Source organism: Flammeovirga sp. SubArs3, from assembly GCF_947387565.1.
Classification (GTDB): domain Bacteria; phylum Bacteroidota; class Bacteroidia; order Cytophagales; family Flammeovirgaceae; genus Flammeovirga; species Flammeovirga agarivorans.
The window spans coordinates 340,210-360,999 of sequence record NZ_CANDOA010000007.1 but is presented as its reverse complement, the minus strand read 5'-3'; the positions used below and the strand labels follow the sequence as shown (position 1 = coordinate 360,999).

Here is a 20,790-nt window from a genome sequence, read left to right as displayed (position 1 = left end):
TTATTCTGTTACTTCAGTTTGATTAAGATGGTTCATACGTTTGAGCATTTTCTTAAATGCGATTTGAAGAATTTTCTGTAATGGGACTACTACAAGTAATGATACTAATAGCCATGCAGTTGCACCTTGTAAGATGAGTAACCCTATTTCCTCCAAACCTTTGAATAGACTTTCATCAATGGCAGCTTGTATTTTTTCTAAAGTGATGCCTTTAGATTCTAAACCAAAAATAAAAGTACCTAATTGTATGTATGGGATTATCAAAAATGCTTGTAGTGGAGAAACAGCATAGTTCGCCGCCTGAATTGCAAATTGATTTAGTTTAAAAATAGATGCAATGATAATACATATCCAAGTACATAAACCCAACATAGGAGATGATCCTACAAGCATACCGACACCTACACTCCAAGCCAATTCATTAGGAGTCATTCCTTGCCTTAATAATGTACGGATAGGCACCAAGATTCTATGTGTTACTTGATGCTTAACAGATAAGCGAATATCTTTTAGAATGCCCATGATGAAATTTGTTGGATAAATTGTGGTAAGGCAGAAGGTTCCATCACAATAGCGAACAAAATACCAAAAAGTGCACCATAAAGGTGGGCAGAGTGGTTTACGTTGCTGTCTATATTATTCGTCTGATATTGTGTATAAATTAAATATATTGCTCCCCAAATAAATCCTGGAAAACATAAGATGCCGTATAGACAGATATCATTCAGTGGGGAATATAGAATACTAGCAAAGATGATTGATGATACACCTCCAGAAGCACCTAATGATCTATAGTTAAAATTATTTCTTTGTTGAATAAATGTTGGGATATCAGCGACAATTGCCCCTAATAAAAATAAACTAAAGTAAGCTAATGCTACTAATGTTTCATCACCAAGGATAATCATAAAATAATACTCAATATATCTCCCAAAGAAGTAGAGAGTAAACATATTGAAGAACAAATGCATCCAACTTCCATGTACAAATGCAGAAGTAATAAACCTGTACCACTGATTTTGTTTTTGCACCATATATGGCTGCATAAGAAGTTTATTTAATACATCTGGTTTTTGCCATGCATAATAGCTTATAGCTACATTGATAGCGATTAAAATAAGTGTTAGTGACATCTATTTTTTTGAAAAATTTTCTGATAATAATTCTACGCAAGATAGTAATATTGAATCAGAGAAAAGTAAGTATTCAGAGTTATTTTATTTAACAATTACTGAGTGATATTATTCTCCGTAGACAATTATTATGATCTGAGATTCTTGAGAATTGCATCTATTAGAGCAATTCGCCGTTTAGATTATTGTTTATTTACGTGTTTAGGTAGTAGAATTCAATTAGTTATATTATCTTTGCACGCTGTAAAGGGAACGCGTTTCCCATATGTTCAACTGTGTCACAAAGGACGAGTTCCTTTCCAACACACAAATGCTTATTTAAAATGGCAGTAAAAATCCGTTTAGCACGTCGTGGTCGTAAGAGAAGACCTATCTACAACGTAGTAGTAGCTGATTCAAGATCTCCACGTGACGGTCGTTTTATCGAGAAATTAGGTACTTTCAACCCTAACACTCACCCTGCAACAATTGATATTGATCCTGCAGCTGCTGCAAAGTGGTTATTGAATGGTGCTCAGCCTACTGACACTGCTCGTATGGTACTTTCTAAAGCTGGTGCAATGTTCAAGAAACACTTACAAGTAGGTGTTATCAAAGGTGCAAAAACTCAAGAGCAAGCTGATCAAGAATTCGACGCTTGGATGTCAGAAAGATCTTCTGCATATGCTGCTGAGTTAGAAGCTAAGAAAACTGCTGCTGAGGCTGCTGTTAAAGCTGAATTAGAAGCTGGTATCGCTGCTCGTAAAGCTGCTGAAGAAGCTGAGAAAAAAGCTGAGGCTGAAGCTCTTGCTGCTGCCGCTGCTGCTCAAGCTGAAAAAGAAGCTGAAGCTTCAGAAGAAGAGGCTGCTGAAGAATCATCAGAAGAAGAAGAATCTGCTGAGTAATTCAAGCAAAAATCTTAAGTCGAAGGTGAATACCCTTGTATTTACCCCGTAAACTAGGTTTACGTAATCCCCAAATCGAAAATATATAGTCCTACTCCTCCCAGGGTAGGACTTTTTTTATTAATAAATTTTAAATTGTTGTTTAAACAAGAACTCTATTAACAACTCTCCGTATATTCATAACACAATACACTCAACTCATACATTCAAAAATAACCTATGGAAAGAAACATAGTAGGTGTTGTTCTAGCTTCTTTCTTTGTATTATCAACTATACTATATGGTGTACTTGGCGAAGATAGTTTTGTATTTCATGTAGATAGTAAAGAAGACCTAAAAGAAGCAATAACAACCACCGATTCACTAATAGAGAATAATAACCTTAATTTTCACAGAGCAGAATTGATAGTCTGCGGTGAAGTAACCCGAAGTTTAATTGATGATATTGATACCATGAATATGCTAAAGTCTGTAGATAAAGAGCATGTACAGGTAACAGTTTGTGAAGCTTCATTAGAGAAGTTAAACATTAACCCAGACGAGCTTCCTCTAGAAATTAAAGTTGTAGAAAGCCCTGAAAGACGAATCAGCGTTCTTAAGCAGTTAGGTTTTGTTACAATAGACTTATAAGAAAACACCTGAAATAGATTAATTCTACTTCAGGTGTTTTTTTATTTGAAAATATGATTTATATCCTTCTAGTGTGAAACATGATAAATAAACTCACCAATTTTTTCACCCACTTTTACAATCATAAAGAAAGAGAATCCTAAACTCATTAGAGTGAAAGAGAATCTTGATAATAATTAGTTTTCAGTTTTACACCTCCTCTAAAAAAGTTTCTATTTACAAGCACCCTTATAAATAGACAGTCAAATAGTTTACTAGCTTATTTTGATACTTAAAAATCTATTATTTGACACGAATAGAAAACTTCCGTAATCAATTGCTAAGTTTTTTGTAACATGATCACAAAAAAAGACTGCCCCAATTATTCAATCATGAGACAGCCTCTTTCCTTTTTATATTGAAACTACTGTATTTTTAATTCAGTATATCATTGTCATTATATATTAAAATCCTTTTCTACCTGGAAGAATTGGCTCTTCCACCTCTCCCTCTCCTTCTTCGATTGCTAAACTATAATCAACACTGAAGTTGTAGATGATTTCATCCGTTTGGCCTCTGATGTCAGTAGCAAGAATTCTTAAACGGAAATCGGTTTGAGAGTATTCATATAAATCTGCCTGATTCATTGAAGGAACTACCATTTGTAGATCTGAGATCAGACTTCCTAAATCAACAGGATAAGATGAAAACTCAGTAACTGTTTTACTTGCTGACGTACCTCTTGATCCTAATCCTAAATCAATGAATTCAATTAGTACAGATTGTAAGCCTACATTTTCATAGATTTTACCTTCTAATTTAATATTGATACTATTTGTTTGAGGTGTTAAAGCATACGGTTCATTTTCAGGAACATATTCTTTAGTATCATTAAAGATGAAGTCTGTTACAGTAATTGATGGAGCCAAATCTTCTCTTGCCACCAATGAGAATCTAAAGAATGAAGCATTATCCCACGTTTGCTCTTGGTCTTTTATTTTCACATTAATGAAAATCGTTTCACCTGCATCAGTAGTTAGTTCATCAAATTCAAAATTAAAGTTCAAATCTTCTAAGGTAGCTAAATCTATTGTATTCACTCCATTTAAAGCGACTTCAACAAACTGCTCGATAATTGGAGTAGAAGTACTTCCATCAGACGAAACAGGTATTCTACTTACTTCTAATTGTACTGAATCTAATCCACCTTCATCTTCAGCAATTAATGAAGTTAATTGGAATGGAGTACCAGGATAAATTAAAACAATACGATCTGATGGTATTTCTTGAGTGGACTCATATGATGCAAAATTAGCTGCAACATCATCACAATTAATTTCTAAAGGTATTTTCTTAACAGAAACATTACTGTACTCGTCTTCTAGAGTTAAAGTCAATGTATCTATCCCGTTCTCCAGCGACTCAGGAATAAAAATTTGTCGTTGAACGATATCATTAATATCCAATGAATCTCCTTGTATTAAGAAGTTTCTTGGAGAGCTATCGGCAAACTGTACACTCAATTTCGTAAGACCAATATTATCAGATAAGATACCAGATAATAATAATCGTTCACCTCTACAATAAACTGTACTTTCTTGATTTCCCTCAATAGCTGACATCACTGAGAAATCTGATGAAAATGAAGGTAATATAGTATCTGATTCTATTCGGAAAAAGATCGAATCTACCATTACATTATCTCCTGCATCTTTATTTTTTAATGCTAAGAAATATTGCCCTGTTGGAACGTAAGCAGGAATCACTAACGAGGAGTCGATAGCCAATGCTCTTGCCTGAATATCAGCATAGGTAGAGTCAAAAGAAAAAGTAAAAACAGAGCTACTTTCAGGGTTTACCTCACCTATAGAGATCGTTGCTTCAGAGATCAATACATTGTCTGAGAACGTAACACTTAAGTTGAAAGTATCCTTATAATGAAAGACCTTATTTTCCTCGATTTCCATGGAAGAAATACTAGGAGAAAAGTCATCTTCTAAAGCAATACATGATGCAAAAACAGCTAATAGTAGAATATATGATATGAGCGTTTGAAGTTTCATATAAATTAAATGAGTTAGTCGATCTGCAATTTAATAAATGTTAAGCATAGTTAATAGCAATTTACTTGCTAATCTATTTCGGATGAAATTTAAAGTCATTAAGGAAATGATTTCGTAACACCGATACATATTTTAAGTAATTTTTTAATATAATTCTTAAATAAGGTTTAAACTTGAGCAAATAAGATTAAAAAGTATAAATACCTTCATTTTAAAGGAACATATGATGACATTTGTAATGTACTCAAAAAGACATTGATACGTAGTTGAACCATTAGAATGGTTTCAACAAAATATCTAAAGAAAAACTATGTTAAGCAGCATAGAAGTCAGATGAATAGATTGAAGAGAGAGCTTGGAGAACGCTAGATACTTTGTACCTAGCGTTCTTTTTTTATATCTTCTATTACATTCCTCCCCCAGTCATCCATCTGAATTAGTATGCCTTCTAACGATTTTCCTAATGGGGTTAATTCATACTCAACTCGAGGTGGAACCTCTGGAAAAATCCTTCTTTGAATCAACTGATCTTCCTCTAATTCTCTCACTGTTTGAGTAAACATTTTATTTGATATATCTTTTAATGTTTTCTGTAGTTCTCCTGAACGCATTCCACCCTTTAGTAGGTGAAATAACACCAAGGATTTCCACTTACTTCCAATCAGATCCATCGTGAATCGAAGCGGACATTCATATTTTTTATTTTCCATTGTATTTTTTTTAGACTGATAATCAATAATACTAACCTATTAGTAACTATCTCTCAAATTAGTAAGATATTGACTTCCAGCATTCTGTATTCGATCTTTACAAACCAATCAAAAATTTATAAATAATTATGCAAAGTTACCCAAGATCATTTTCTCATATCGGAATTACAGTTCCTGATATTGAAAAAGCTGTAAAATTTTATTCAGATGTAATGGGATGGTATGTGATTATGCCTCCTTCGGATGTAAAAGAAGAAAACGAGACAGCTATTGGCCAAATGTGTATAGACGTATTTGGTAAAGGATGGGGATCCTTTAAAATCGCTCATATGTCGACTTCTGATGGCATTGGTATAGAATTATTCTCCTTTCCTACTACAAAGGCTGAGAAACCAGAATTTAACCCATTTAACGCTGGTTTATTCCATTTCTGCGTACAAGATCCAGATATAGAAACACTCACTAAAAAAATTGTAGATGCTGGAGGTAAACAACGTATGCCGATAAGAGAATATTACCCTAACTCTAAACCTTACAAAATGGTTTATGTAGAGGATCCTTTCGGTGTTGTTTTCGAAATTTATACACACAGTTATGAATTAACATATTCTTCTGGTGCATATACGGAATAAAACAATAAAGGTCAGTTCAATTAAGAACTGACCTTTATTCGAAATATATTATATATTAACTAAGTCTTTCTAATTAGAAGCTGATCGCTGCTTCTAACATGAAACCGTCGAATTCACCACCAGCGAAGTTAGCGTTTGTAGAACCAGTTTCAAGGTAGTTATCATAACCTTCGTAAGTTTGCTTGATGTATGAACCTTTCAATGAAACGTTTCTAGTCATGAACCAACCTGCAGATAATTCATATCTGTTTTGACGAACATCTTGTTGACCAATTGACCAAACAGTACCGTCAGCATACTCACCCATCTCAGCAGCGTTAGCACCCCAAGCTGTATTGTAACGAGCACCAACATTGAATTGTTCTTTTGAACCAAAACGGTAGATTAATTCACCTGCTAATTGTTCCCAAGTTCTGTTTTCTGCGTTTTCTACACCACTTTCACCCTTAGACATACCTTGAGAGTTCTCGTAAGTACCGAAGAATTCTAATCCGTGGAATTTCACAAATGAGTTCAACATAACCGCATCGATGTTGTTTGTGAAGTTCGGGTTAACACGACCAGATCTGAAGTCATCTCCAGTAGGAACCATTACATTGTAGAATCTAGAACCAGCTCTGTCACCTGCATAGATGTTAGAGTTATCCAAGTTCGAGTTGTGATAGTATGAACCAGTTAAACGTACTCTTAAGTCGTCGTTTAATTGCTTATCGAAACCTAATTTACCATATACTGACCAGTTACCAGTAGAAGTTACTGATTGGTTTAATGCACCGTTTGACATACCAAACATACCGATGAACCCATTTTTCTGAGCATAAACCTCCATTGCCATTTCAGTAGCAAAAGCATCCATGATAGTGTTACCAATGAAAGCATTACCCATAGAGTAAGCATTGTCAGTACGACGGAAGTGTTGGTCACCATAGTTTACTTCCATTTGACCTACTTTAATAGTCACGATATCCATTAGGTCATCTGCTAATTGACTATTTAAGTTTAAGAAGTTTAAGTTATCGATTTGTAAGTAACCACCCATTACCCAAGCATCGTTGTGGTGACGAGAAGATAAGTACGTTAATAAGTTTACTCTAACACCATCTGCTAATTGAGCATCAATTCTTAAGTTGGCAGTTGGTAAGTTAAAGTTGGTGTGCATGTCTTGTAGGTTCCCTAATGTATTAGTGTGTGATAAACCTTGCATTTGAAGAGCGAAGTCTGCACCAACACGTACTTTCATACCATCGAAACCAACTGTATCTGACTTTGTAGTTTCAAATACGTTTACACCTCTTTGATCATTGTAACGCATGTATTGCATATCACGGTCAAAGATTCCACTATCTTTTTGGGCAAATGCATTACCAGCAAGCATCATCAGAATCAAAGCGAAAATGCTCTTGAAGTTGTATAATTTGTTCATAATCGGAAATAAAATTTGAATAAATATTAGGTAGGATTAGGGTGTTAACATCCATGCATCACATCATACATGGACACAACACTCTAGTATTTTATAGGATAATTACTGATTTTCTTAGTTGAATGTAACGTCGTAGATGATTGAAACTTCATCTCCTGTAGTGATTGTTCCGAACATAGCTGTTGGAGGCTCTACAGAGTATTGTGACATTTTGAATGAAGTTTTACCTTCAAATTTCACTTGATCTCCATCAACAGCAGCATTTGCTGTTAAAGTAACATCTTGAGTAGACTCTGCAATAGTTAATTTACCTTGAGCAGTTACTACATTGCCACTGATTGTAGCAGAAGACATTTTAAAAGTGATTTGTGGATTGCTTTTCTCCTTTAATGCTGAATAAATATTTTTATCCATTGCACCTTTTCCTGATTTGATACTTTTAACTACAAAAGTTAAATCTAAAGCATCAATAGAAGATATTGTATTACCATCGATATTAGCATTAATTGATCCTGTAACTTCTGTTACATCACAATGCCAATCGTGTAATGAAGATGTTCCTTCTATCTTCACAGAACTATTCTCTTTCGAGAAGTTTTTCGTCTGTGCTAAAAGTGAACTAAAAGTAGATAATGAGAAAATTAATAAAAAGGATAATAATGATGTTTTCATATTAATTTTAATTCTGATAAGTTGTCTGTCTAAAAATTAGGTATTATAAATATCTGTAAATCAATAACATAAAACACTTATCTGTTATTGATTACATATCAAAAGTAGTATAGAAAGGTAAAAAAGTCACCATTAAAATTGTTATCCGATTTAAATAAAAACAAACAAACCTTAACAGCTATTGCAATTAAGGTTTGTGTTTTGAGACCATGATTTTGGTCAATTTTTCTTTATGATTTGTATTACTTTTTAACTATTAAAAGAGGGAGATTCGTCACCATTTAAATCGTACTCCGAAAATTTATTCTGAAAGATTAGAATAAATAATACTCCTAAAAATATAGCCGAATCTGCAATATTAAAAACAGGGCTAAAAAAGAGGAAGTGGTCTCCTCCAACAAATGGTAGCCATGTAGGGAAATTCCCTTCAATCATCGGAAAATAAAGCATATCAATTACTTGTCCATGAAACCAAGGTGTTGATGAACCTGGTATTGCATTACCTTCAATGAAGACACCATAAAACACAGAATCTACGGAGTTACCAATAGCCCCTCCAAGAATCATAGCTCCACAAATTAAGAAACCTGTATGTGCTCCTTTATTATACAACACAGAAATACCATAGATAATGACACCTGATGCAATAATACGGAACAATGTAAGTATCAACTTTCCATATTCATTTCCAAATTGCATACCGAATGCCATACCTGGATTAAGCAAGTAATGCAACCTAAACCAGTCACCAAGCACTTTAATTTCACCTAAAGTACCCATGTCCATAAAATTATGAACAGCCAACTTACTTGCTTGATCAAGAATGATAACTAATATCGCTACTCCATAAATAGTAGACAGACTTGTTTTTTTAGTATTTCCCATCGTTCCTTTCCCTTCGGAATTAAAAAATCTTATATGTTTAGAATCTGCTCCAAAAATATGGAGTGAAGATAATCATTACTGTAAAAAGTTCTAGCCTTCCCAACAACATTAAGAAAGATAATACCCATTTTGCCATATCAGGCAAATGAGCAAAGTTATCTACTGGACCTACTGTTCCTACACCAGGACCAATATTACCTAGAGATGTTGCTACAGCACCAATTGCAGTCAATAAATCCAACCCTAAAGCTGACATGACTAATATCCCAATTCCAAAAACCAAAAAGTAAGCCATGATAAAAGCAAGTACATTAAATGTGATACCTCCTTTTACGGCTTTATCATTAAACCTTACAGGTATAATCGCTGTAGGATGCAATTGTCTCTTTAGTTCAAGAAATGAGTTCTTGAATAGAATAATATGTCGAACAATCTTAACACCACCTGCTGTAGATCCTGCCATACCCCCACAAAACATCAATACGAAGACGATCATGGTGGCAAATGGAGCCCATGCAGTGTAATCTGCAGAAACATACCCAGTGGTTGTAATTATTGATACTACTTGGAATAGTGCATCTCTAAATGCCTTTTCTATACCCAAATCAGTTGTGTAAATAACCACACTAGAAATCCCTATCGTTGCTAAACTAATGATTCCTAAATAGTATTTGTATTCTTCGTTTTTCCAGATTGCTTTGAACATTCTTTTAAAGAAGAAATAATTCAGCGTAAAGTTGGTCCCTGCCAGTACCATGAAGAATATTAGAATGTACTGTATGTAGGGAGACATCGAAGCAGCACTGTCATTATATGTAGAGAAGCCTCCTGTTGCCATGGTTGTTAAAGCATGGTTCAAGGCATCGTAGAAACTCATACCTCCCGTCATTAACAGAATAGTCTCTACACCTGTTAAACCAGCATATACCCACCACAATCTTTTGGCTGTTTCCTTAATTCTAGGTTGTAATTTATCAGGAGAGATACCAGGAGCTTCTGCAACGAATAGCTGCATCCCACCAATTCCTAAGAATGGAAGTACAGCCACTGCCAATACAATGATACCCATTCCACCTATCCATTGTGTTAAGCTTCTCCAGAATAAAATACCTTTTCCTACTCCTTCAATATCTGTTAGAATAGATGCTCCGGTTGTAGAATACCCAGAAATCGTCTCAAAATAGGCATCAGCAAACGATGCCTGTATTTCACTGAAGATATAAGGTAAGCTTCCAAAGAAAGCCATTAATGCCCAACCTAATGAAACAATAATATAACCGTCTTTCTTTTTAAAAACTTGTTCATAGCCCATTTTTTGGGCGTATAACATACCAAACCCTCCTGCAATTACTGTAATAACACCAGATTGTACTAATGCTTTCCAATCTCCATCACCAAAATAGAAGGCAAAAGGAAGACAGGTAAACATGAAAATACCATTGAGTAAAATCAGTACACCAAGGACTCTACATATCAGTCCTACATTAAATTGACTTTTACGTTGCATTTGATCTCTTACCTAAGATAATATTCAGATTAACGGAAGAATGCTTCAACTTTTGCGATACACTCTGGTCTTGTCAGTACCACTGCTCTATCGTAAGGTTCGAATTGGAAATCTCCTTTTGGAATATAAGCCTTACCTTTTCGGATAGCTCCACCAATAATAGCGGATTTAGGGAACCCTAATGCTTTTAATTCCTTCTTTGTTACCGGAGAGTTTTCGTTCACTACAAATTCAAGAACTTCTGCGTCCACACCATGAACGTTGGTTAATGAAATGATCTCACCTCTTCGGATATATCTGAATATAAAGCTTGCTGCGATTAGTTTTTTATTGATTAACGTATCTACCCCCATATTCTGAGATAAGTGAATGTAATCCATATTCTCTACAAGGGCAATCGTTTTTTGCACACCATGTTTCTTCGCTACTAGTGATGTGATAATATTTGTTTCAGAGTCACCCGTTACTGCAATAAATGCATCTGCGTTGTCAATGCCCTCTTCCTCTAATAGATCAACATTTCTACCATCTCCGTGAATAACTAATGTATTTGGAAGTTCTTCAGCTAGTTCAATGGCGATATCTCTATCTTTTTCGATAAGTACAACATTGTATTTATAGCTTAAAGCCCTTGCTGCATAGAAACCAACTTTGCCACCACCCAAAATAATTAGGCGTTTAATTTTCTTGCTCAGTTTCTTTCTTGTCAGCTGTAATACACTCTCTACACCTTCTGGCTTTGCGATGTAATACACATGGTCATTCAATTCGAAGCGCGTATCACCTCTTGGGATAATGGTCTCGTCATTTCTAAGAATTGCAACAGTAAGGAACTTGAAATCTGGGTTCAAGTACGTTGTTTCTTCTAACGTTTTTCCTACTAATGGCTTTTCTTGATCTATGGTAATACCAATTAAAGACAAGAGTCCTTTCTCAAATTCAAAAGTATCAGTAATAGCTGCTTCTTTCAACAAGCGCTTGATCTCTTTTGTTGCCAACACTTGAGGTGAAATCATTTCATCCACTCCCATTCTTCTCATGTCAAGAACATCTCTAGAATGTAAGTATTCACTATTGATGATTCTGGCAATTGTTCTCTTTGCTCCCAATCTTTTAGCAATCATACAAGTGATCAAGTTCGTCTCTTCAGAAGACGTTACAGCGATCAACATGTCTGATTTCGAAACATTGGCTTCCTCCAAAATATTGAAAGAAGTCGAAGAACCTTTTATCGTAGCTACATCAATATGATTTGCTGCATGATTCAGACTATCCTCATCTGTATCAAGTAACGTAATGTCGTGATCTTCATGTGCCAATAGTTTCCCTAAGTGGAACCCTACGTCACCGGCACCTGCAATAATGATTTTCACAGCTATTTTTTCTTTTTTAATAGAAACACTCCCGCATCAATGGGAATACAAAAGCAAATATAGTGTGATTTTTCATTTAGCGATAATTTTTAACCTTCTGCCCAAGAGTCTCTATCTAAACTTCTGTATTGAATAGCTTCTGCAATATGTTCAGCTTTGACATTTTCACTGCCTGCTAAGTCAGCAATTGTACGAGAAACCTTCAAAATTCGGTCATATGCTCTTGCTGATAAGCCTAATCGATCCATTGCCGACTTTAATAAGTTTTTTCCTAATGGATCTAAAGTGCATATTTTTTTTACTACTTGCGAAGGCATCATTGCATTATTATGCAACTTAAGACCTTCACTCTTAAATCTCTTCTGTTGTTTTTCTCGGGCAGCTATCACCCTGTCTCTAATATCAGTACTTGATTCAGCAGGTTTAACTGAAGTCATTTGATCAAACGAAACGGGTGTTACTTCTACATGAAGATCAATTCGATCCAATAATGGACCACTGATCTTGTTTAGATATTTCTGTACTGCTCCTGGAGGACATATACATTCTTTTTCTGGATGATTATGATAACCACAAGGACATGGATTCATGCTTGCTATCAACATAAAGTTAGCGGGAAAATCCACAGACATTTTTGCTCTAGAAATCGTTACTCTACGTTCTTCCAAAGGTTGTCTCATTACTTCTAGCACTGTTCTCTTAAACTCCGGTAGTTCATCGAGAAATAAAACACCATTATGAGACAAAGAAATCTCTCCAGGTTGTGGTATACCTCCTCCTCCAACTAAAGCTACATCGCTTATTGTATGGTGAGGAGAACGGAATGGACGAGTTGAAATCAAATGTCCTTTACCTGCTCCTAGTTTTCCTGCTACTGAGTGTATTTTTGTAGTCTCTAACGCTTCAGGTAGAGACAAAGAAGGTAGAATCGTGGCCAGGCGTTTGGCTAACATCGTTTTTCCTGCACCTGGAGGGCCTATCATAATCACATTATGACCTCCAGCTGCCGCAATTTCCAAAGCCCTTTTTATATTTTCTTGACCTTGTACTTGAGAGAAATCAAGTTCGTAATCATCCAACATATCGTTGAATAATTCTCTAGTATCTATTTCCAACGGAGCAATCTCTCTATCTCCTTGAATAAATTCTATGGCTTCTAATAATGTTGAAACCCCAATTACATCTAGATTATTTACAATAGCGGCTTCCTGAGCGTTTTCTTTGGGTAAAATAAACCCTTTGAAATTATTCTTTCTTGCTTCTATCGCGATAGGTAAAGCTCCTTTTATAGGCCTTAATGTCCCATCTAAAGCTAGTTCTCCAAGAATAATGTACTGATCGAGTTCTTTAGCACCAATTTGTTCAGAGGCCTGTAGAATAGATAAAGCGATAGGTAAATCAAAAGCAGCTCCTTCTTTTTTTGCTGCTGCTGGAGCTAAGTTGACCACTACTTTTTGTCGAGGAATAACGTAACCAAAATGTTTTACAGCAGATTCTACTCTGTGTTCACTTTCTTTAATAGCACTGTCAGGCAGTCCTACTACATAAAGTCCTTTTCCATTGAGTACGTTTACTTCTACTTCAATCAGCGTAGCATCCACTCCATAAACGGAGCTTCCATAAGTTTTAGAAATCATAGTTGTTTTTAGTTAGAATCGTTGCAGTTCTAATATGTTTATTCTTCTGAAGAGGTATTTTCTCCAGTATCTTCAGTTTGCTCTTCTGTTGTAGTAACAGGAGGTGCATATAGTTTTCTTAAGTAGGCTCTTAAATTATTTAGTGCTCTTCTAGCATCTAGGTAAGCAGGATCTATTTCTAATGCCTTTTCATAGTCTTTTCTAGCTTCTCCATAATCCCTTAGCATATATTGCTCGGTTAATCCTAATTCGTACCAAAGCTGCTTTGCATTAGGGGTATGTTTTAATCCTTCTAAAAGTACTTTTTTAGCTTCTAAAGGAACGTTCTTTTTTCTTTTCAGTTTTCCTAACTGTCTTGATGCTTCCCACTTAGATGGATTCACAGTCAATATATTCTCAAAAATCACTTCGGCACTGTCAAAATAACTTTCTCCCATGATCAATTGTCCTTGGTAAAGCTGAATATCCAAAGAAGATACTTCATTCTCATTGGCCTGAGTAATCAATAACTTTGCTCCTTCCTCATTTTTTTGCTCTACCTCATAATGAATCAATTGAGCATAAGCGACAGTATCTGTTGGCTTTACAGATAGTATTTTTTTGTACAAAGCCATTGCACTCATCTTATCTCCTTTCAACTCGAAAGATTTTGCCTTTGCCTTTTGTAACGGAATACTATTCGGAGTTGCTTTTTCAGATTCTTCAATAAAAAGTAATGCACTATCTGCTTTACCTAGATTATTATAAGCATCTGCCATTAAAATATTAAGTGATGGATTCTTATACTTCAGCTTTATGGCTTTCGTACCACTCGATAAAGCTCTTCTGAAATTATTAAGGTAATAGTGTGCTTGTCCCTCTAGAAAATAGTACCGCCCTTCTGTTGAATCTAGTTTTATTGCATGCTCTGCGTTTTCCAATGCACTAGCATAGGCATGTAAACTAATTTCCACATTTCCTTTTAGGTAATAAAGTCGAGGATTTCTCTTATCACTTCTGATGGCTTTATTCAGAAACTTAACTTGTTTTTCGTAAAATTCTCCTTCATGTGAACTTGCATCCACCAATCCGTCTAAACTATCATCTTCTTCCTGACAGCCTGAAATCGTTAAGAATATTGTAAAAAGAAAGAATACGTAACGTTGCATATAATGATACTGAAAAATTTTACAGATGTAAATTTGTAAAAAGTTTTGCTTTCAAACCATGATAAATAAAAAAAAGCTCACTTTGGGGAAGAAGTGAGCTTTCTAATATCATATTTTTAGGGAACTACGAAAGTTTATTATCTCTTTTTCTTAAAGATGATAACTCTTTTTGCATTTCCTCTGCTTTGTTTCTTTCAGTAACAAGCTCTCTACGAACTTGCATTTCTCTTTCCTGTGCTCTCGTTCTGAATTCATCATATTCTTTTTCTAAAGATTCATGATCCTTCTTTACCGAGATGACTGTTTGGTTATTAGAGTTAAACTTAATTAAACCTACGATTAAGATTAAGATCAATAAACCAACGATAGCAAAAGTGGTATAAAGCACAGAATACTTCTCAAGATCAAGACCTATCAGTGTGATATAATCACCTAATTCGATCAATCTATCTTTTTCAGCTAAACGAGATTCCATTTCTTTTACCTCTTGCTGAGCTTGAGCAGTTTCTTTACGGGCTTCAATGGCATCTGTATATGCAGTAGACAATGTATCATCTACTTCATTCCAATATTCAGTTAACCAAGTACCCTTGATCATTCTATATTCTTTCCAACGACCACCTCTTTTAGACATATACTCATATTTTGACTTTAGAGTATCGTCTTTAGGTCCTTTTGGCTTTTGAACCTTAGGTTTAGCAGTTGTTGTACTTGTCTGAGTACTTTGTTGTGTTGTACTTTTTGTTGAACTCGTTTGAGCTCCTGAACCTGCAGTCTCTTGAGCATTAACACCCATCATAACGAAAGACAATGATAGTGCAAATAATGCCTTTATTATTCTTCTTGACATGTTAGTTGATAATTTTGATTCGTTCTATTCTACAAATATAAAAATAGCGAGCAAAAAAAAAGCTTTACAGAGCAAAACTGTAAAGCTTTTGTTGTCCGACCAGGTCTCGAACCTGGACTCTTCTGAACCAAAATCAGACGTGTTGCCAATTACACCATCGGACATTATTTCGGGAAAATGTCTCAAGTTTTTTTTATGTTGTCCGACCAGGTCTCGAACCTGGACTCTTCTGAACCAAAATCAGACGTGTTGCCAATTACACCATCGGACAATTTCTGAGAGCGTTTCCCCGAAATGCGATGCAAAAGTATAGTATAAAATTTTATCTACCAAACATTTGATAAAAATTATCATCAAATAATTGTAAATAATCTACTCTGCATCTTTATCAAAATACATTTCTCTTATAGATTTGCTGATGACAATCAACGATAAATTTCTGTAAATCAGAAACATTTCCATCAACAAAAAACTGATTCTGTGTTCCGTTAAAAAATTTCACTTCAATTTGATAATTTCCAACGTAACCATAGTAAAAAAGAAAAGCTGATCCCAAGAAAAGTGATAATCCCGTTAACATCGAGAGTGAATATGACGCTGCAGCTATCACTGACAGAGGAGCAACGATTCCTCCAAGCAATAATGGAAGGATCAATTTCTTCTTTTTAACCGACAAAGATTTGATCTGTTTACGTTCGAATTTCCTATGTGTATTAGGTAGTTTTACTTCGAAAAATATCGTTGTTAATTTCATCAAAGAATCTTCATCAAACGTAAATACAAGATCATTATTCTCTTTTATCTTGATCCAGTTATATAGATAACTGTAAGAATAATAATATTGTTTTTCCTCAGGGCTACTATCTGTATAAGAAGAAAATGAATTTTCTGTACTATATGTTGAATTTGTACTCAATCGGTGATCACATTAATTTCTTTTCAAATTATCATCTTTTTCTTTCTAAATTTACATAATGCAAGATTTAAATTTACCGAAGGCAAAGGTTCGAATAGAAGAGAGAGATGGAAAAAAATATATTTTTGATCCGATCAGAAAAAAAATGTTGATGCTCACACCAGAAGAGTGGGTAAGACAGCAATTCTTGCAAATGTTGTTTAGTATGGGAGTATCAAAGGGTTTAGTAGGTATAGAAAATGGTTTGAAAGTAAATAAACAAGCCAAAAGATCAGACCTTTTACTATTTGATAGAGGAGGAAGTCCTTTTTTACTGATTGAATGTAAAGCCCCTTCTGTAAAACTTAGTAATACTACTTTTGAACAAGTAGCTAGATATAATGCTACAATCAAAGCACCTTACATTGGTATCACTAATGGTATGCAACACTATTTTTGTGCAATAAATTTCGAAAAAGGAGATTACTCTTTTTTAAAAGAAATCCCTTTACCATCTTACATTAAAAAGACATCATAGTATCTATGAAATACTGTAAATACATATTATTTATTCTACCATTTGTTATTAGTGCTTGCTCAACAGAAGCAATACAGGCACCAAGGTTAGAAGTTGCCATTGTATCTCCAGTGGTTAACCCAACTACAGCTCAAGCATTAATCTTGAAAGACCAGGAGTTTGTTTTTGAAGCTAGAGAAAGAGGAGCCAACCCAGATACTTATAAATGGGAAGTGAATGGTGAGGTAATCTCTAATCAACTGAGTACTGAACCTGTATCCTATGCCACAGAAGGAGCTAGAACTGCTAAATTTTCGGCTTCAAATGAAAGTTATGATGCAAGTGCTGAAATTACGGTATACGTAGTAGAAAGAGTCGCTACTTTTGAAGATCTAACCCTAGAAGAAAATACTTATTGGGTAGGAGACGGCACTAGTGGAACCCAGAGTACTTTTACAACGGGTAATATCACTTTCCAAAATACTTCTCCAACCGAATCAGACGATTTTTATGATTTTGGCTATTCAAATATTATTGATGAAGAGTCTGAGTCATACGAGAAATATGGTGCTTATCTACTGACAAATAAGATCAATACATACGGTTTAGCAAGATCAGATACTCAAGGGAAAATAACATTAAAGTTTGATGCGGCTTATAGCCCTTTAGGAGTAAGCATTGCCAACTCTCCTTTAGTAGTTAACTCTGCTAATGGTGATTATGACCCAGAAGAACCCACTGAAGATGATCTTTTATTGAAATTCGGTTCTGGAGATTATTATGATGTTGAAATAAGAGCAGTAAATGAGGATGGAACAGTTACGGAAGAGTTTGTCTCTATTCGACTTATTAGTGCTACAGCTACGACCATTACATCACAAAGTGTTTGGGAAAATATTGAGTTGTCAACTTTTGGATTGGTACACGGTTTAGAGTTTAGAATCAATACCAGTAAAAAAGATAGTGAAACATCTGACATTTATATGCCTACTCGTTTTTGTTTCGACAACCTTATCCTAATCAATGATAATGGTGATAATGTAACATTAAACAACTAATCCGATGCTGAAAATTGAAAACTTAATTAAAACTTTCCCCTCTTCAGGAAAGGATTTACAGATTATAAAAGATGTTTCTTTTGAAGTAAAAAAAGGAGAAAGTATTGCTATAGTTGGTGCATCTGGATCTGGTAAAACTACATTATTAGGATTAGCAGCAGGACTAGACCAACCTACTTCTGGTAAAGTATTGATTGATGATGTTGATCTAACATCACTTTCTGAAGATGATAAAGCCGACCTTAGAAATCAGAAAGTAGGCTTTATATTTCAGAATTTTCAATTGTTACCCTCACTGACTGCCTTAGAAAACGTGATGACACCTCTAGAGCTTCAAGGGCAAAAAAATGCAAAACAAAAAGCTTTAGATATGCTGAATAGTGTTGGTTTGGAAGGCAGAGAGAAACATTACCCTAATCAACTATCAGGAGGAGAGCAACAGAGGGTAGCTTTGGCTAGAGCATTTATTACTACCCCTAAGATTTTATTTGCTGATGAGCCAACAGGAAACCTAGATGAAGAAACTAGTTTACATGTTGAAAACTTATTGTTTGAACTCAATAAAAATCATCAAACAACTTTAGTTATTGTGACTCATGACCCTCAGTTGGCCAAAAAAGCAGATAGAATCGTAAAGGTTAGAGATGGACAGATTGTACAGGACTAATTTAATTATTGGGTTTACCTCTCCAGTTTGAGATTAAGGCAACCCCTATAAAAATTAAGATGGCAGCATATAATTGTTCCCATCTAGGCTGTTCATCAAACAGAAAGATTGCAATAGCTCCAGCTATCAATGGTTGAAAATAAATATAGAAGCTTGTTGTACTTGCATTTAGAACTTGTAGACTTATTGCATTAAATAAATAGGTGATACATGTAGCTCCAACTAAAACAAAGGCTATAGCGCCTATTACTTTTGGAGTAAAAGTTAGCCACTGTGCTTCTACTAAATCCATAATACCAAAAGGTAAAACCATAGGAACTCCGAAGATAAATACCCATTTTAAAATAGTGAATGGATGATATTTAGTGGCTAAAGGTTTTATCAATATTAAATAGTAACCGTAAGAACAGGCATTGATGATTACAAGGATATCACCTTTTGCAGTTCCACTAGAAAAGTCGAAACCATTCATACCTACTAAAATCAAAGCACCTATCAATCCTAATATAATACCAACTACTTTTTTTGATGTTACTTTCTCCTTTAATATAAATGCAGACATAATTAACACTAATATTGGAGAAGACACCATAATCACTGACGCATTAATAGGAGAGGTTAATGATAGTCCTTCAAAAAAAGTGAGCATATTCAAACAAGTCCCAAAAAAAGCAGCAAAAATTAACTTTCTATAGTCCTTCTTGCTTTCAATTTTTTCTTTGACAAAAACTCCTTGGATAATAGTAAACAATATGGCGGCAAAAATCACCCTCATTAAGATAAAGCCCTTAGGCTGAACATAATCAGGCATTACGATTTTAGCTATATTATAATTGGCCCCATAAGCTAAAGCTGCACCAATTAAGAAAAAGTGAGCTTGAAGTTTTGTGAGATGTTTTGCTGACATTATTTGAATTGGTTAGTTAAATGGTAAATGAAAGAAATAAACCTTCTTAACTTATTTAGTATTGATTAGTTAGTCGACTTTTTTTGTTTCTTTTTGATACTCACTAAGTAAACTCCTGTAAATATCAAGGCTGCTGCCATTACTTGAACGGTTTTCAACGATTCATCAAAAACAATGATGGCTACAATTGTGGCCACTAATGGCTGGAAATAAATATAAAAACTAGCTGTACTGGCATTTAATACACGCATTGCAATGGCATAAAATAGATAAGCTAAAAAACTAGTACAGATAACAACATAAGCTATTGCTTCCCAAATAGGTAGTGGAATCGCTTTCCAATCTACTGCTATAACATCTTGCCATGTGGCAGCAGTAACCATTGGAACAGCTAAAATAAATATCCATTTCATCACAGTAAAAGGGTGGTATTTTGCCAACAATGGTTTTGAAATGACCAAATAGACACTATACAATATAGCATTTACTAAAACCATGATATCACCTTTTACTGACCCGGAATGAAATGCAATACCATTTAATCCAATCATCAAAATGGCTCCGATAAAACCAATAGATATTCCTATGATCTTAAGTGGAGTGACTTTTTCTTTCAAAAAAATGAATGAGAGTGTCAGTACAATAACTGGAGAAGTAACTACAATCACTGAGGCGTTGATTGGACTCGTTTGAGCTAGACCTTCAAAAAATAGTAGCTGATTTACACAAGCACCAAATACAGCAGCAAGGAAAAGCCTTTTATAATCTTTCTTGTCTTCGATCTTCTCCTTTACAGTAAATGTATGAAGAAGGGTAAATAAAACTGCCGCACCAATAATTCTGAGGAAAATAAAAGCATAAGGTGTTATATACTGAGGCATTGCCAACTTTGAGATGACAAAATTGCATCCATAAATCATAGATGCAGCGACAAGAAATAAATGTGCTTGAACTTTAGACATACTAATCGACTAACTCTCCAATGGGATCAAATTTATCAAACACAAATGCGGTATGAGGAGCATCTTTCATTTCGGGAGTAAGGTCTTGTCCAGCCCAATGTTCATAATGCTTTCCATTTTTCCATAATCTAGAGTTAGACATGTCGTATACTTTTCCTTCGAAAGCAACCCAGATTTCTTCTTTATCCTGACCGTTTCTGAGAGATAATTGGCTTCTTGTGATTTTTTCCATCTTTAATCATAAAAAATAGTGGCTTT

General features: G+C 34.8%; 22 protein-coding genes and 2 tRNA genes. 6 read left to right on the top strand and 18 right to left on the bottom strand.

The window, feature by feature from the left end; all coding sequences use genetic code 11:
• Complete coding sequence (locus QL232_RS20310; protein WP_281615553.1) at positions 1-522, bottom strand: DUF2062 domain-containing protein; 522 nt, start codon at positions 520-522, stop codon at positions 1-3.
• The gene (locus QL232_RS20305) at positions 510-1,133 is read right to left on the bottom strand and encodes a rhomboid family intramembrane serine protease (protein ID WP_168883594.1); all 624 of its coding nucleotides are present in this window, start codon (positions 1,131-1,133) and stop codon (positions 510-512) included. Before QL232_RS20305 ends, QL232_RS20310 begins: the two co-directional genes overlap by 13 nt.
• Positions 1,134-1,456: 323 nt before the next feature.
• Between QL232_RS20305 and QL232_RS20300 the strand changes: the two genes are divergently transcribed.
• On the top strand, positions 1,457-2,017 hold the full coding sequence (locus QL232_RS20300; protein WP_168883595.1) for a 30S ribosomal protein S16: 561 nt from the start codon (positions 1,457-1,459) through the stop codon (positions 2,015-2,017).
• Between the two features lie 219 nt (positions 2,018-2,236).
• A complete protein-coding gene (locus tag QL232_RS20295; RefSeq protein ID WP_168883596.1) occupies positions 2,237-2,647 on the top strand; it encodes a hypothetical protein in 411 nt (136 codons plus the stop codon).
• Positions 2,648-3,090: 443 nt separating this feature from the next.
• Here QL232_RS20295 and QL232_RS20290 read toward each other — a convergent pair whose 3' ends face one another.
• On the bottom strand, positions 3,091-4,689 hold the full coding sequence (locus QL232_RS20290; protein WP_281615552.1) for a DUF4625 domain-containing protein: 1,599 nt from the start codon (positions 4,687-4,689) through the stop codon (positions 3,091-3,093).
• A 380-nt stretch (positions 4,690-5,069) separates the two neighbouring features.
• Positions 5,070-5,360 carry a helix-turn-helix domain-containing protein gene (locus QL232_RS20285; protein ID WP_281615551.1) on the bottom strand — a complete coding sequence of 97 codons (291 nt, stop codon included), beginning with the start codon at positions 5,358-5,360 and terminating at the stop codon, positions 5,070-5,072.
• Between the two features lie 167 nt (positions 5,361-5,527).
• Here QL232_RS20285 and QL232_RS20280 point away from each other — a divergent pair, with 167 nt between their 5' ends.
• Positions 5,528-6,031: a lactoylglutathione lyase family protein gene (locus QL232_RS20280; protein ID WP_168883643.1), complete on the top strand. Its 504-nt coding sequence runs from the start codon at positions 5,528-5,530 to the stop codon at positions 6,029-6,031.
• A gap of 73 nt (positions 6,032-6,104) precedes the next feature.
• Here the strand turns inward: QL232_RS20280 and QL232_RS20275 are convergent, their stop codons facing one another.
• The 11 genes from QL232_RS20275 to QL232_RS20225 all read right to left on the bottom strand — a co-directional run bounded on the left by QL232_RS20275 (position 6,105) and on the right by QL232_RS20225 (position 16,442).
• A complete protein-coding gene (locus tag QL232_RS20275; RefSeq protein WP_281615550.1) occupies positions 6,105-7,454 on the bottom strand; it encodes a hypothetical protein in 1,350 nt (449 codons plus the stop codon).
• 114 nt (positions 7,455-7,568) lie between these two features.
• Positions 7,569-8,126 (bottom strand): YceI family protein, encoded by a 558-nt coding sequence (locus tag QL232_RS20270; protein ID WP_281615549.1) that lies wholly within the window; start codon positions 8,124-8,126, stop codon positions 7,569-7,571.
• Positions 8,127-8,375: 249 nt separating this feature from the next.
• Positions 8,376-9,011: a lipoprotein signal peptidase gene (locus QL232_RS20265; protein ID WP_168883640.1), complete on the bottom strand. Its 636-nt coding sequence runs from the start codon at positions 9,009-9,011 to the stop codon at positions 8,376-8,378.
• 37 nt (positions 9,012-9,048) lie between these two features.
• Positions 9,049-10,518, bottom strand: coding sequence for a TrkH family potassium uptake protein (locus tag QL232_RS20260; RefSeq protein WP_168883639.1), 1,470 nt, complete (start codon positions 10,516-10,518; stop codon positions 9,049-9,051).
• Between the two features lie 29 nt (positions 10,519-10,547).
• Positions 10,548-11,891 carry a Trk system potassium transporter TrkA gene (gene trkA / locus QL232_RS20255; protein ID WP_168883638.1) on the bottom strand — a complete coding sequence of 448 codons (1,344 nt, stop codon included), beginning with the start codon at positions 11,889-11,891 and terminating at the stop codon, positions 10,548-10,550.
• An 89-nt stretch (positions 11,892-11,980) separates the two neighbouring features.
• A complete protein-coding gene (locus QL232_RS20250) occupies positions 11,981-13,528 on the bottom strand; it encodes a YifB family Mg chelatase-like AAA ATPase (protein ID WP_281615548.1) in 1,548 nt (515 codons plus the stop codon).
• 38 nt (positions 13,529-13,566) lie between these two features.
• Complete coding sequence (locus QL232_RS20245; protein ID WP_281615547.1) at positions 13,567-14,676, bottom strand: tetratricopeptide repeat protein; 1,110 nt, start codon at positions 14,674-14,676, stop codon at positions 13,567-13,569.
• A gap of 124 nt (positions 14,677-14,800) precedes the next feature.
• Positions 14,801-15,526: a hypothetical protein gene (locus tag QL232_RS20240; RefSeq protein ID WP_281615546.1), complete on the bottom strand. Its 726-nt coding sequence runs from the start codon at positions 15,524-15,526 to the stop codon at positions 14,801-14,803.
• A 91-nt stretch (positions 15,527-15,617) separates the two neighbouring features.
• Positions 15,618-15,690: transfer RNA gene (locus tag QL232_RS20235), tRNA-Gln, on the bottom strand.
• 34 nt (positions 15,691-15,724) lie between these two features.
• Positions 15,725-15,797: transfer RNA gene (locus tag QL232_RS20230), tRNA-Gln, on the bottom strand.
• 117 nt (positions 15,798-15,914) lie between these two features.
• On the bottom strand, positions 15,915-16,442 hold the full coding sequence (locus QL232_RS20225; protein ID WP_168883634.1) for a hypothetical protein: 528 nt from the start codon (positions 16,440-16,442) through the stop codon (positions 15,915-15,917).
• A 58-nt stretch (positions 16,443-16,500) separates the two neighbouring features.
• On the opposite strand from QL232_RS20225, the gene QL232_RS20220 reads away from it, so the two are divergent.
• From QL232_RS20220 to QL232_RS20210, 3 genes are read left to right on the top strand one after another with little or no spacing between them, the layout of a single operon-like run.
• Complete coding sequence (locus tag QL232_RS20220) at positions 16,501-16,959, top strand: type I restriction enzyme HsdR N-terminal domain-containing protein (protein ID WP_168883633.1); 459 nt, start codon at positions 16,501-16,503, stop codon at positions 16,957-16,959.
• Between the two features lie 5 nt (positions 16,960-16,964).
• Positions 16,965-17,996, top strand: a complete 1,032-nt coding sequence (locus QL232_RS20215) for a DUF4465 domain-containing protein (RefSeq protein WP_168883632.1) — start codon at positions 16,965-16,967, stop codon at positions 17,994-17,996.
• Between the two features lie 4 nt (positions 17,997-18,000).
• Complete coding sequence (locus QL232_RS20210) at positions 18,001-18,663, top strand: ABC transporter ATP-binding protein (protein ID WP_168883631.1); 663 nt, start codon at positions 18,001-18,003, stop codon at positions 18,661-18,663.
• Between the two features lies 1 nt (position 18,664).
• On the opposite strand, the gene QL232_RS20205 is transcribed toward QL232_RS20210, so the two are convergent.
• The 3 genes from QL232_RS20205 to QL232_RS20195 all read right to left on the bottom strand — a co-directional run bounded on the left by QL232_RS20205 (position 18,665) and on the right by QL232_RS20195 (position 20,764).
• Positions 18,665-19,570, bottom strand: a complete 906-nt coding sequence (locus QL232_RS20205; protein ID WP_281615545.1) for a DMT family transporter — start codon at positions 19,568-19,570, stop codon at positions 18,665-18,667.
• A gap of 65 nt (positions 19,571-19,635) precedes the next feature.
• On the bottom strand, positions 19,636-20,532 hold the full coding sequence (locus QL232_RS20200; protein ID WP_281615544.1) for a DMT family transporter: 897 nt from the start codon (positions 20,530-20,532) through the stop codon (positions 19,636-19,638).
• A gap of 1 nt (position 20,533) precedes the next feature.
• Positions 20,534-20,764: a cytochrome b5 domain-containing protein gene (locus QL232_RS20195; protein WP_168883628.1), complete on the bottom strand. Its 231-nt coding sequence runs from the start codon at positions 20,762-20,764 to the stop codon at positions 20,534-20,536.
• Between the last annotated feature and the right edge of the window lie 26 nt (positions 20,765-20,790).